This window comes from Pseudomonas sp. 313, assembly GCF_000316965.1.
GTDB lineage: Bacteria > Pseudomonadota > Gammaproteobacteria > Pseudomonadales > Pseudomonadaceae > Chryseomonas > Chryseomonas benzopyrenica.
Map to the genome: position 1 here is coordinate 1 of NZ_ANBZ01000026.1, position 12689 is coordinate 12689.

Genomic DNA, 12689 nt, shown 5'->3' on the forward strand with positions numbered 1-12689 from the left:
ACAGCTCCCTGGCCAACGCCCATTGCGCCGCCGGACACCCTGAAGATGCTGGCCCAGTTCTCGGTGCTCTCTCGCCTCAAGGAACCGGAAAACTCCAACATCTACTCGAAGATGCGTGTCTACGACGGCGAAAACCTCAAGGACACCGATCCCAAGGCCAAGTCGATCCAGGAGTACCGCGACAGCGCTGGCGTCGACGAGGGCATGAACGGCCTGTCCACCCGCTTCGCCTTCAAGATCCTCTCGCGGGTGTTCAACTTCGACGCCAACGAGATCGCGGCCAACCCGGTGCACCTGCTCTATGTGCTGGAGCAGCAGATCGAAGCCGAGCAGTTCCCGGCCGAGACCCGCGAGCGCTACATGAGATTCATCAAGGAATACCTGGCGCCACGCTATGTGGAGTTCATCGGCAAGGAGATCCAGACCGCCTACCTCGAGTCCTACAGCGAATACGGCCAGAACATCTTCGACCGCTATGTGCTCTACGCCGACTTCTGGATCCAGGATCAGGAGTACCGCGATCCGGAAACCGGCGAGATCCTCAATCGCGCCTCTCTCAACGAGGAACTGGAGAAGATCGAGAAGCCGGCCGGCATCAGCAATCCGAAGGATTTCCGCAACGAGATCGTCAACTTCGTGTTGCGCGCCCGTGCCAACAATAACGGCAAGAATCCGAGCTGGCTGTCCTACGAGAAGCTGCGCGCGGTGATCGAGAAGAAGATGTTCTCCAACACCGAGGAGCTCCTGCCGGTCATCAGCTTCAATGCCAAAGCCAGCAAGGAAGATCAGCAGAAGCACAGCGATTTCGTGACCCGCATGGTGGAGCGCGGGTACACCGAGAAGCAGGTGCGACTGCTGTCCGAGTGGTATTCACGGGTACGCAAGTCGCAGTAAGGCAGCCTGAGGCTGAACCCGCGACGACGCGCCTGCCGCGTCGTCGTGGCGTCCTGCAATAGCCCGGAGGGCCTGTATGAGTTATGTCATCGACCGGCGTCTAAACGGCAAGAACAAGAGCACGGTGAACCGCACGCGTTTCCTGCGGCGCTATCGTGAGCACATCAAGAAGGCGGTCGAGGAAGCCGTGAGTCGGCGCTCCATCACCGACATGGAGCACGGCGAGCAGATCAGCATTCCTGCCCGTGACATCGACGAGCCCGCGCTGTACCAAGGTAAGGGCGGGCGGCAGACCATCGTCCACCCGGGCAACAAGGAATTCGTCAGCGGCGAACGCATCCCGCGCCCCCAGGGGAGTGGCGGCGGTCAGGGCCAGGGCAAGGCCAGCAACAGCGGCGAAGGCATGGACGAATTCGCCTTCCAGATCACCCAGGACGAATTCCTCGACTTCATGTTCGAGGACTTGGAGCTGCCCAACCTGGTCAAGAAGCAACTGACCGGCACCGACACCTTCAAGACGGTACGCGCCGGCATCAGCAACGAGGGCAATCCGGCCCGCATCAACATCATCCGCACCCTGCGTGCCTCCCACGCGCGGCGCATCGCCCTCTCCGGCGGCAGCCGCAACAAGCTGCGCGAAGCCAAGGCCGAACTGGCGCGGCTGCGGGTGGAGGAGCCCGACAACCTGGGCGACATCCAGGCGCTGGAGGCCGAGATCGAACGACTGCGCGCGCGCATCGATAAGGTGCCCTTCCTCGACACCTTCGACCTCAAGTACAACCTGCTGTCAAAGCAGCCCAGCCCCAGCTCCAAGGCGGTGATGTTCTGCCTGATGGACGTCTCCGGCTCTATGACCCAGGCCACCAAGGACATCGCCAAGCGCTTCTACATCCTGCTCTACCTGTTTCTCAAGCGGAACTACGAGCGCATCGAGGTGGTGTTCATCCGCCACCACACCAGCGCCAAGGAAGTGGATGAGGAGGAATTCTTCTACTCCCGGGAAACCGGCGGCACCATCGTTTCCAGTGCTCTCAAGCTGATGCAGGAGGTCATGGCCGAGCGCTATCCGGTCAACGAGTGGAATCTCTATGCCGCCCAGGCCTCCGACGGCGACAACTGGAACGATGACTCGCCGATCTGCCGGGAGATCCTGACCAAGCAGATCCTGCCGTTCATGCAGTACTACACCTATGTGGAGATCACCCCGCGCGAGCACCAGGCGCTGTGGTACGAATACGAGAACGTCCGCGGCGCCTTCCCGGATTCCTTCTCGCAGCAGCAGATCGTCTCGGCGGGGGATATCTATCCCGTGTTCCGCGAACTGTTCCAGCGGAGACTCGTGTCATGAAACGTGAGCCCATCTCCACCGGCTCGGAATGGACCTTCGAGCTGATCCAGACCTACGACCGGGAGATCGCCCGGATCGCCAAGCGCTATGCGCTGGATACCTATCCCAACCAGATCGAGGTGATCACCGCCGAGCAGATGATGGATGCCTATGCCTCCGTCGGCATGCCCATCGGCTACAACCACTGGTCCTATGGCAAGCACTTCCTGCACACCGAGAAGCACTACAGCCGCGGCCAGATGGGCCTGGCCTACGAGATCGTGATCAACTCCGATCCCTGCATCGCCTACCTCATGGAAGAGAACACCATGACCATGCAGGCGCTGGTGATCGCCCACGCCTGCTATGGCCACAACAGCTTCTTCAAGGGCAACTACCTGTTCCGCACCTGGACCGATGCCAGCTCCATCATCGACTACCTGGTGTTCGCCAAGCAGTACATCACCCAGTGCGAGGAACGCCATGGCATCGATGCCGTGGAAGAACTGCTGGATTCCTGCCATGCGCTGATGAACTACGGGGTGGATCGCTACAAGCGGCCCTACCCCATTTCCGCCGCCGAGGAACGCCAGCGGCAGAAGGAGCGCGAAGAGCAATTGCAGCGCCAGGTCAACGATCTCTGGCGGACCATTCCCAAGATGGCCGGCAAGGAGTCGCATGATGAAGGGGCGCGCTTCCCCAGCGAACCCCAGGAAAACATCCTTTATTTCGTGGAAAAGCACGCGCCGCTGCTGGAGCCCTGGCAGCGCGAGGTGATCCGCATCGTGCGCAAGATCGCCCAGTACTTCTATCCTCAGCGCCAGACCCAGGTGATGAACGAAGGCTGGGCCACCTTCTGGCACTACACCTTGCTCAACGATCTCTACGACGAGGGCCTGGTCACCGAAGGCTTCATGTTCGAATTCCTGCAATCCCACGCCGGGGTGATCTACCAGCCGGGCTTCGACAGTCCCTACTACAGCGGCATCAACCCCTACACCCTGGGCTTCGCCATGTTCCGCGACATCCGCCGCATCTGCGAGGACCCCACGGAGGAAGACCGCCGCTGGTTCCCTGACATCGCCGGCAGCGACTGGCTGGCCACCGTCACCTTCGCCATGAAGAGCTTCAAGGACGAAAGCTTCATCCTGCAGTACCTCTCGCCCAAGGTGATCCGCGACCTCAAGCTGTTCAGCATCCTCGATGACGACCAGCGCGACGAACTGGAGGTGGCGGCCATCCACGACGACGGCGGTTATCGCCTGATCCGTGAGCAACTCGCCGCCCAATACAACCTGGGCAATCGCGAGCCCAATGTGCAGATCTGGAACGTGGACCGGCGTGGCGATCGCTCCCTTACCCTTCGCCACTTCCAGCATGACCGCAAGCCGCTGGGCAACTCCACGGACGAGGTGCTCAAGCACCTGCACCGGCTCTGGGGCTTCGACATTCGGCTGGAAAGCGTGAGGGGCGAAGACGTCACCCACAGCTTCCAGGTTCCGCCCCGCCATGAGAGCCGCGATCACGACCGCCGCCTGGATCTGGCGTCGCCGATCTGAGCCGAGTCGCTCTTTCGGGCTATCCTAGACCTCCGCAAGGAGGTCTTTTTCTATGCAAATCTACAAGGTGGGCGGTGCCGTACGGGATCGCCTGCTCGGCCGACCGGTCACCGAAGTCGACTGGGTCGTGGTGGGCGCCACCGCCGAAGCCCTCGCCGCCCAGGGCTATCGCCCGGTGGGCGCCGATTTCCCGGTGTTTCTGCATCCCCAGACCGGTGAGGAATACGCCCTGGCCCGTACCGAACGCAAGAGCGGGCGCGGCTACGGTGGCTTCACCTTCCACGCCGCGCCCGACGTCACCTTGGAACAGGATCTGATCCGTCGCGACCTGACCGTCAACGCCATGGCCGAAGACGACGACGGCCAGGTCATCGACCCCTACGGCGGCCGCGCCGATCTCCAGGCGCGCCTGTTGCGCCACGTCTCGCCCGCCTTCGCCGAAGATCCGTTGCGCGTGCTGCGCGTCGCCCGCTTCGCCGCCCGCTATTGCAGCCTGGGTTTCCAGGTGGCGCCCGAGACGCTGCTGCTGATGCAGGAGATGGTCGCCAGTGGCGAGCTGGACGCCCTGACCGCCGAACGACTTTGGAAGGAAATCTCCCGTGCGCTGCTTGAAGAGCGGCCCGATGTCTTCATTCGGGTGCTGCACGACTGCGGCGCCCTGGCGGCGCTCCTGCCGGAGGTGGCTGCCGGGTTCGCCGGTGAGCAACCCGAACCCGGCGCCCGGGTCTATGCCACCCTGCGCCAGAGCGCCGAGGTCCAGGCGTCGCTGAACGTGCGCTGGGCCTGCCTGCTGCTGGACGTACCGGAAGAGCGACATGCTGCCATCAACGCCCGCCTCAAGGTCCCGCGCGAACCCGCCGAACTGGCCTTGTTGCTGGCGCGCCATTGGCCCACGGCCCTGCAGGCGCGACAGCTGACACCGGAAGCCTGGTTCGAGCTGCTGCAGGGTTTCGACGTCTTGCGGCGTCCGGCGCGCTTCGAGGAGTTCCTCCAGGCCTGCACCTGTGCGGCGGCGGTAAGGACCGACGACGGCGAACCACCGTTGACCCTGCTGCGCCAGGCAGCCGAGGTGTTGCGCGGGGTCGAGGTCCAGCCCTTGGTCGCCCAGGGCTTCAAGGGCGCCGCCCTGGGCGAGGCCCTCAAGCAGGCCCGCCTCGACGCCCTGGCCCAGCTCTCGTAGGTTGGCGCTGAGCACAGCGAAGCCCAACCCCCCTACCCCGTAGCTCCGTTGGGCTTCGACGATGGTGCCGTCTCAACCCAACCTACGGCAGGAAGAGGAAGGCCAAGCGCAAGCCGGGTCCCCGTAGGTTGGCGCTGAGCGCAGCGAAGCCCAACATCCCTACCCAGAGAACCGCTGGGCTTCGACGATGGCGCCGTCTCAACCCAACCTACGGCAGGGAGAGAAAGACCAAGCGCAAGCCGGTTTTCCGTAGGTTGGCGCTGAGCGCAGCGAAGCCCAACGACCACCGCATTACGCCAGCTTGGCGCCAAGCAACGCTGCCGGCGTCAACTCCATACCCTTCCAGCTAAAGGATACCGGCCGCAGCACCTGGGTGGTCTGGTAGCGCATCTCCTGCCACAGTTCATCAAAACTCCGACCGTTGTCCGGGTGCCGCCGCTCGCCGGCCAGCAAGGCCAGCGGCCAGAGCACGAAGGCGTTGCGCAGGATCTCGGCGCGCGGCAGGGTCAGGCCATCGAACTCGCCGCTCAGGTCGCCATGCAGCAGGATGTCGATATCCAGCGGCAGGCCCTGGCGATCCGGCGCATAACGACCGCTGCGGGTTTCGATGACCTTGAGTCTCTGACTCAGGGTCGCGGGATCGAGCTCGGTGTCACCCGCCACCACCAGGTTGAAGAAAGGCGCGCTGCGGATACCCACCGCCTCGCTTTCGAACACCGGTGAGCACTGCAGGTCGGTCAGCAGCGTCGCGAGTTCGTCCAGAGCCATGCCCAGATGCTGCTCGCGCTGGATGTTGCTGCCCAACCCCAGATAGACCCGGGTCACGCCTGCCCCCGCTCGATCTCCACGCCCACGCCACGGGCGGTCGGCACCGCGCCGGGCTTGGTGATGCGCAGGCGCAGCCAGGGCAGCTTGAATTCCGCCTGCAGCAAGGCGGCCAGACGCTCGGCGAAGGTCTCGACCAGTTCGAAGGCGGTCTCGTGGGCAAAGGCGGTGATGCGCTCGGCCACCGCCGCATAGTTCAGGGTGTGTTCGAGTTCGTCGTTCGCGGCAGCCGCGCGGATATCCCAGCCCATGGTGAGATCGATGCGCAGGCACTGGCGGATGTCACGCTCCCAGTCGTACACCCCTATCACGGTGTCGACCTCGAGCCCCTCGATGAAAACCTTGTCCACTGCCTTTGCCTCGCACCTTTAGCGTGCTCTGTGTGATCGTCACCGCCGGCCTATCGTCGGGCGGCGGGCTGTCGGTAGAATCGAGCCTTCTCCTGGCGCGGAACCCTACCATGTTCTGGCTGCTGCTCCTGCTGGCCTACCTGCTGGGCTCGCTGTCCTTCGCCGTGCTGCTCAGTCGCCTGTTCGGCACCCGCGATCCGCGTCACGACGGCTCCGGCAATCCCGGCGCCAGCAACATGCTGCGCCTGGCCGGACGCAAGCTGGCGCTGTTGACCCTCGCCGGCGACCTGAGCAAGAGTCTGATTCCCGTGCTCATCGCCCACCAACTGGGCCTTGCGCCCCTGCAGCAGGCCTGGATCGGGCTGGCCGCCGTGGTCGGCCATCTCTATCCGCTGTATTTCCATTTCCGCGGTGGCAAGGGTGTCGCCACCGCGGCCGGTCTGCTGCTGGGGCTCTATCCGCCTGCAGCCCTGCTGGGCCTGGTGCTCTGGGCCGCGGTGTTCGCCCGCCTGAGGATCGCCTCCCTGGCGTCCCTGGTCGCCGTGCTCGGCATCCTGCCGCTGTTCGCCTGGCAGCGCCCGGACCTGCTGGCACCGATGCTACTGCTCGCCCTGCTCATCCTGATTCGCCACAGACACAATCTGCGCGCGCTGCGCCAGGGGACCGAGCGTCATTTTTGATCCTGGCGCCGCACGGGGATTACCCGGCGACGCCCTCCGCCCGTCTCAGAGCGCCGCCAATTGCTCCATGGGCCAACGCGCCTTCACGGCAATGGCCGGACCTTCCTGCTGGCCGGCCAGTAGCCGCTGGCAACCGGCATAGGCGATCATGGCGCCGTTGTCAGTGCAGAAGCGCGGCCGGGCATAGAAGACGTGGCCGCCTAGTTCGCCAAGCATCTGCTCCAGGTTCTCGCGCAAGGCGCGGTTGGCGCTGACACCACCGGCGATCACCAGCGACTTGAGCCCGGCCTGCTTCAGCGCGCGCTTGCACTTGATCGCCAGGGTCTCGACCACCGCCGTCTGGAAGGCCAGGGCGATGTCGCAACGGGTCTGCTCACTGTCGTCACCGGCGGCCTTGCAGCGCTGCCAGGTGGTGAGGGTAAAGGTCTTGAGACCGCTGAAGCTGAATTCCAGCCCTGGCCGATCGGTCATGGGCCGCGGAAAGACGAAGCGTCCCGTCACCCCACGCTCGGCCAGGCGGGCGATCTCCGGCCCCCCCGGATAGCTCAGGCCCAGCAACTTGGCGGTCTTGTCGAAGGCCTCGCCGGCGGCATCGTCCAGGGATTCGCCCAGCACCGTATAGCGGCCGATGCCATCGACCTGTACCAGCTGGGTGTGGCCACCAGAGACCAGCAGGGCGACGAAGGGAAACTGCGGCGGCTGCTCTTCGAGCATGGGCGCCAGCAGATGCCCTTCCATATGATGGACACCCAGGGCGGGTACGCCCCAGGCCAACGCCAGCGCCTGGGCACAGGCGGCGCCCACCAGCAGGGCACCGACCAGGCCGGGGCCGGCGGTATAGGCGATGGCGTCCACGTCCGCAGGACGGCTGCCCGCCTCCTCCAGCACTTCGCGTATCAGCGGCAGCATGCGCTTGACGTGATCGCGCGAGGCCAGCTCCGGCACCACGCCACCGTAGACGCGGTGCAGATCGATCTGGCTGAACAGCGCATCGGCCAGCAGGCCGCGCTCGCTGTCGTAGAGGGCGACGCCGGTTTCATCGCAGGACGTTTCCAGTCCCAGAACACGCATGGAGATAAGCCTTCGAGGGTATAAGATGTCAGGCTGCGCATGATAAGCGCCGCTTCCAGCACCGGCCAGCGCTTTTCGTCCGCCGGGGCTTGGCAGCGGGGCAGTTGAAGCGTTACTATCCGCAACCCTTAAAAACCGACGCTTCCCGTGCCCTTTTGCCGCTAGCGTTGGATTAAACCTCGGTAAATTTGAAGGTACGACCTGGATGCCCAACGTCAAAGTCAAAGAAAACGAACCCTTCGACGTAGCGCTGCGTCGTTTCAAGCGTTCCTGCGAGAAGGCCGGTGTACTGGCCGAAGTTCGTAGCCGCGAGTTCTACGAAAAGCCCACCGCCGAGCGCAAGCGTAAAGCTGCCGCCGCGGTCAAGCGCCACGCCAAGAAAGTACAGCGCGAGCAGCGCCGTCGCGAGCGCCTGTACTGAGTTACAGCGTTCCTCTGGCGTCATCAAACAACCCGACCTCTGGTCGGGTTGTCTGTTTCTGGCCTTCCCGTTTCACCCTGGCGTCCTCTGGCGTAGTGCGGTGCCTCAGAAGTTCGCGCAAGATTTGGCGAGTGATTTTTTGGCTTGGGCAAGGCGCTACGACGAGTCATAGCAGGGCTATGGCGAGGAGTAGCAACGCCGTCCAGGACGAAAAAGCACCGCCAAAATTGTGTAGATAACTTCTGAGGCACCGCACTAGACTGCCCTCCTGGCCATCTGGCCTGCTCCATCCTCCGCTCTTCGCCCTTCTATCCAGACGCTGACCATGGCCGGACTCATCCCGCAAGGCTTCATCGACGACCTGCTCAATCGCACCGACATCGTCGAGGTGGTAGGCGCGCGGGTGAAGCTCAAGAAGGCCGGCAAGAACTGGATGGCCTGCTGCCCCTTCCATAACGAGAAGACCCCCTCCTTCAGCGTCAGCCCCGACAAGCAGTTCTACTACTGCTTCGGCTGCGGTGCCGGTGGCAACGCCCTGGGCTTCATCATGGACCACGACAACCTCGAATTTCCCGAGGCGGTCGAGGAGCTGGCCAAGAAGGCCGGCGTGGACGTGCCGCGCGAAGAGAGCGGCGGTCGGCGCAAGCCGCGGCAACCCACCGACTCCCCGCTCTACCCGCTGCTGGCCGCGGCCGCCGAATACTATCGCCTGGCGCTGCGCAACCATCCCAAGCGCCAGGCCGCGGTGGACTACCTGAAGAAGCGCGGCCTCACCGGCGAGATCGCCCGGGACTTCGGCCTTGGCTTCGCCCCGCCGGGCTGGGACAACCTGGGCAAGCACCTGGGCGGCGACGACCTGCAGCAGAAGGCCATGCTCGACGCCGGCCTGCTGGTGGAGAACGCCGAGAGCGGCAAACGCTACGATCGTTTTCGCGACCGGGTGATCTTCCCCATCCGCGACAGCCGTGGCCGGGTCATCGCCTTTGGCGGTCGGGTGCTGGGCGACGACAAGCCCAAGTACCTCAACTCGCCGGAAACCCCGGTGTTCCACAAGGGCCAGGAGCTCTACGGCCTGTTCGAGGCGCGCAAGCACAACCGCGATCTGGACGAGATCCTGGTCGTGGAAGGCTACATGGACGTCATTGCCCTGGCCCAGCAAGGCATCCGCAATGCCGTGGCCACCCTGGGCACCGCCACCAGCGAAGAGCACATCAAGCGGCTGTTCCGCATCGTGCCGAGCATCCTGTTCTGCTTCGACGGCGATCAGGCCGGCCGGAGCGCCGCCTGGCGCGCCCTGGAATCGGCGCTGCCGGTGCTCAAGGACGGCTTCCGGGTGCGCTTCCTGTTCCTGCCCGAAGGCGAAGACCCGGATACCCTGGTGCGTGCCGAGGGTGCGGATGCCTTCCAGGCGCGCTTCGTCCAGCAGGCCCAGCCGCTGGCCGAGTACTTCTTCCAGCAACTGATGATCGAAGCGGATCCGGCCACCCTGGAAGGCAAGGCGCACCTGGCCACCCTGGCGGCGCCGCTGATCGAGAAGATTCCCGGCAATAACCTGCGACTGCTGATGCGGCAGCGCCTGAGCGAACTCACCGGCCTCGGCAACGACGCCCTGAGCCAGCTGGCGCCCGCCGCGCCGCCGCAGGATGCCCCACCCATGGACTATGGCGACTACGCCTACGCCGAGGAAGCCCCGGCGCAGCAGCAATGGACGCCCCGCCGTGAAGGCAAGGGCGGGCGTGACGGCAAGGGCTGGAAAAAGGATTTCAACGGCAAGGGCGGCGGCGAACGCATCCCGCGCCAGCCACCGGTCAAGGTGGAAACGCCGGTGCTGGCCGCGCTACGCAGCCTGCTGCACCACCCCACCCTGGCCCAGGCAGTGCAGGACGCCCGCGACCTGGCCGAGGAAAGCGATCAGTACGCCCAGTTGCTGGTCGCCCTGGTCGAGGCGCTGCAGAAGAAGCCGGGGCAAAGCACCCTGGCGCTCATCGCCCGCTGGCACGGCACCGAACAGGGACGCCTGTTGCGCGCCCTGGCGGAAAAAGAATGGCTGATTGCCGGCGACAACCTTGAACAACAGTTTTTCGACACCATAACGAGGTTAGCCGCCAGCCAGCGTGATCGCTCGCTGGAGCAACTCCTACGCAAGGCGCGACAGAGCGAACTGAGCTCCGAAGACAAGGACCGCCTACGCGAACTCCTCAGCCGTCCGGCGGGGTCCGTGACCTAACTGGCACGACCACCGTCTAACCGGCTATAATGTTCAGCTATTTTTGCCCGCCTAAGCCTTCAGTGGAAGGGTACCTATGTCCGGAAAAGCGCAACAGCAATCCCGTCTGAAAGAATTGATCGCCCGCGGTCGTGAGCAGGGTTACCTGACTTACGCGGAGGTCAATGACCACCTACCGGAGGATATTTCAGATCCGGAACAGGTGGAAGACATCATCCGCATGATCAATGACATGGGGATCAACGTATTCGAGACCGCGCCGGACGCCGATGCCCTGCTGCTGGCCGAAACGGATACCGACGAAGCCGCCGCCGAAGAAGCCGCCGCCGCCCTGGCCGCGGTGGAGAGCGATGTCGGCCGCACCACCGACCCGGTGCGCATGTACATGCGTGAAATGGGTACCGTGGAACTGCTGACCCGCGAAGGCGAGATCGAGATCGCCAAGCGCATCGAGGAAGGCATCCGTGAAGTCATGGGCGCCATCGCCCAGTTCCCGGGCACCGTCGACTACATCCTCAGCGAATACACCCGCGTCACCACCGAAGGCGGTCGCCTGTCCGACGTCCTCGCCGGCTACATCGATCCCGACGACGGCACCCTGCCGAACGAGAGCAATGAGCTGCCCGTCCCGAACAAGGCCACCGATGCCAAGGCCGTGGACGACGAGAAGGACGACGAGGAAGAAAGCGACGACGCCGACGAGGAAGAAGGCGACGGCGGTCCGGATCCGGAAGAGGCTCGCCTGCGTTTCGGCGCAGTCGCCGAGCAGCTGGAAAAGACCAAGAAGACACTGAAGAAGCACGGTCGCGATAACGATCACGCCGTGGAAGAATTCGTTGCCCTGGCTCTGCTGTTCTCGCCGATCAAGCTGGTGCCCAAGCAGTACGAAGCCCTGGTGACCCGCGTGCGCGAGTCCCTGGAGCGTGTGCGTGGCCTCGAGCGCGCCATCATGCAGCTGGCCGTGCGCGATGCGCGCATGCCGCGTGCCGACTTCCTGCGCCACTTCCCGGGCAACGAGACCAACACCGAATGGACCGCCGGCCTGCTCAAGGGCAAGCCCAAGTACGCCGAGGGTCTCGAGCGCTTCCAGGCCGACATCCAGGCCAAGCAGGCCCAGTTGGCCGAACTTGAGCGTGACTACGAGCTGAAAGTCTCGCAGATCAAGGACATCAACCGCGCCATGTCCATCGGCGAGGCCAAGGCCCGCCGCGCCAAGAAGGAAATGGTCGAGGCGAACCTGCGCCTGGTGATCTCCATCGCCAAGAAGTACACCAACCGCGGTCTGCAATTCCTCGATCTGATCCAGGAAGGCAACATCGGCCTGATGAAGGCAGTGGACAAGTTCGAATACCGCCGTGGCTACAAGTTCTCCACCTATGCCACCTGGTGGATTCGCCAGGCCATCACCCGCTCCATCGCCGACCAGGCGCGCACCATCCGGATTCCGGTGCACATGATCGAGACGATCAACAAGCTGAACCGGATCTCCCGCCAGATGCTGCAGGAGATGGGTCGCGAGCCGACCCCGGAAGAGCTGGGCGAGCGCATGGAGATGCCCGAGGACAAGATCCGCAAGGTGCTCAAGATCGCCAAGGAACCGATCTCCATGGAGACGCCCATCGGCGACGACGAGGATTCGCACCTGGGCGATTTCATCGAGGACAGCACCATGCAGTCCCCGATCGAAGTGGCCACCAGCGAAAGCCTCAAGGAAGCCACCCGCGACGTGCTCTCCGGCCTCACCGCCCGTGAAGCCAAGGTGCTGCGTATGCGCTTCGGCATCGACATGAACACCGACCACACCCTCGAGGAAGTGGGCAAGCAGTTCGACGTCACCCGCGAGCGTATCCGCCAGATCGAAGCCAAGGCCCTGCGCAAGCTGCGCCACCCTTCCCGCAGCGAACACCTGCGCTCCTTCCTCGACGAGTAAGGCGCCCACGCTGCATCAGAAACCGGAGCCCAGGCTCCGGTTTTTTTATGCCCGACAAGGGTTTGGCGATCCTCCCCCACCCCGGTATACTCCACCGCGCTATAGGGCCTATAGCTCAGTTGGTTAGAGCAGAGGACTCATAATCCTTTGGTCCACGGTTCGAGTCCGTGTGGGCCCACCAGCTTTCAGGAGCCGCGCGTTGCGCGGCTTTTTTATGCCTGGGCT

At 64.0% G+C, this 12689-nt stretch carries 10 protein-coding genes, 1 tRNA gene and 1 pseudogene; 9 read left to right on the plus strand and 3 right to left on the minus strand.

All coding sequences use genetic code 11. The features are described 5' to 3' along the window. The 4 genes and pseudogenes from C722_RS24635 to C722_RS0105365 all read left to right on the plus strand — a co-directional run. Window positions 1–894, plus strand: a pseudogene (locus C722_RS24635) (PrkA family serine protein kinase); the annotation flags it as partial. A gap of 76 nt (window positions 895–970) precedes the next feature. Continuing rightward, the gene (locus C722_RS0105355) at window positions 971–2242 is read left to right on the plus strand and encodes a YeaH/YhbH family protein (protein WP_017639521.1); all 1272 of its coding nucleotides are present in this window, start codon (window positions 971–973) and stop codon (window positions 2240–2242) included. After that, window positions 2239–3780 carry a SpoVR family protein gene (locus C722_RS0105360; protein ID WP_017639522.1) on the plus strand — a complete coding sequence of 514 codons (1542 nt, stop codon included), beginning with the start codon at window positions 2239–2241 and terminating at the stop codon, window positions 3778–3780. Before C722_RS0105355 ends, C722_RS0105360 begins: the two co-directional genes overlap by 4 nt. A 52-nt stretch (window positions 3781–3832) precedes the next feature. Beyond that, the gene (locus C722_RS0105365) at window positions 3833–4960 is read left to right on the plus strand and encodes a multifunctional CCA addition/repair protein (RefSeq protein ID WP_017639523.1); all 1128 of its coding nucleotides are present in this window, start codon (window positions 3833–3835) and stop codon (window positions 4958–4960) included. A gap of 291 nt (window positions 4961–5251) precedes the next feature. Here the strand turns inward: C722_RS0105365 and folK are convergent, their stop codons facing one another. Both folK and folB read right to left on the minus strand, forming a co-directional pair. Next, entirely contained in the window at window positions 5252–5785 is a 534-nt protein-coding gene (folK, locus tag C722_RS0105370; RefSeq protein ID WP_017639524.1) for a 2-amino-4-hydroxy-6-hydroxymethyldihydropteridine diphosphokinase, read from the minus strand. Continuing rightward, window positions 5782–6135: a dihydroneopterin aldolase gene (gene folB / locus C722_RS0105375; RefSeq protein ID WP_007159747.1), complete on the minus strand. Its 354-nt coding sequence runs from the start codon at window positions 6133–6135 to the stop codon at window positions 5782–5784. Before folB ends, folK begins: the two co-directional genes overlap by 4 nt. A 110-nt stretch (window positions 6136–6245) precedes the next feature. On the opposite strand from folB, the gene plsY reads away from it, so the two are divergent. Continuing rightward, window positions 6246–6815 (plus strand): glycerol-3-phosphate 1-O-acyltransferase PlsY, encoded by a 570-nt coding sequence (gene plsY, locus C722_RS0105380; RefSeq protein ID WP_017639525.1) that lies wholly within the window; start codon window positions 6246–6248, stop codon window positions 6813–6815. A 45-nt stretch (window positions 6816–6860) separates the two neighbouring features. On the opposite strand, the gene tsaD is transcribed toward plsY, so the two are convergent. Then, the gene (gene tsaD / locus C722_RS0105385) at window positions 6861–7886 is read right to left on the minus strand and encodes a tRNA (adenosine(37)-N6)-threonylcarbamoyltransferase complex transferase subunit TsaD (RefSeq protein WP_017639526.1); all 1026 of its coding nucleotides are present in this window, start codon (window positions 7884–7886) and stop codon (window positions 6861–6863) included. Window positions 7887–8091: 205 nt separating this feature from the next. Here tsaD and rpsU point away from each other — a divergent pair, with 205 nt between their 5' ends. The 4 genes from rpsU (at window position 8092) to C722_RS0105405 (ending at window position 12645) form a co-directional block, all read left to right on the plus strand. Continuing rightward, window positions 8092–8307, plus strand: a complete 216-nt coding sequence (gene rpsU / locus C722_RS0105390; RefSeq protein WP_007159750.1) for a 30S ribosomal protein S21 — start codon at window positions 8092–8094, stop codon at window positions 8305–8307. A 325-nt stretch (window positions 8308–8632) separates the two neighbouring features. Next, the gene (gene dnaG / locus C722_RS0105395; protein ID WP_017639527.1) at window positions 8633–10534 is read left to right on the plus strand and encodes a DNA primase; all 1902 of its coding nucleotides are present in this window, start codon (window positions 8633–8635) and stop codon (window positions 10532–10534) included. Window positions 10535–10610: 76 nt separating this feature from the next. Then, window positions 10611–12464, plus strand: a complete 1854-nt coding sequence (rpoD, locus tag C722_RS0105400; protein WP_017639528.1) for an RNA polymerase sigma factor RpoD — start codon at window positions 10611–10613, stop codon at window positions 12462–12464. Between the two features lie 104 nt (window positions 12465–12568). Beyond that, window positions 12569–12645: transfer RNA gene (locus C722_RS0105405), tRNA-Ile, on the plus strand. Window positions 12646–12689: the final 44 nt, after the last annotated feature.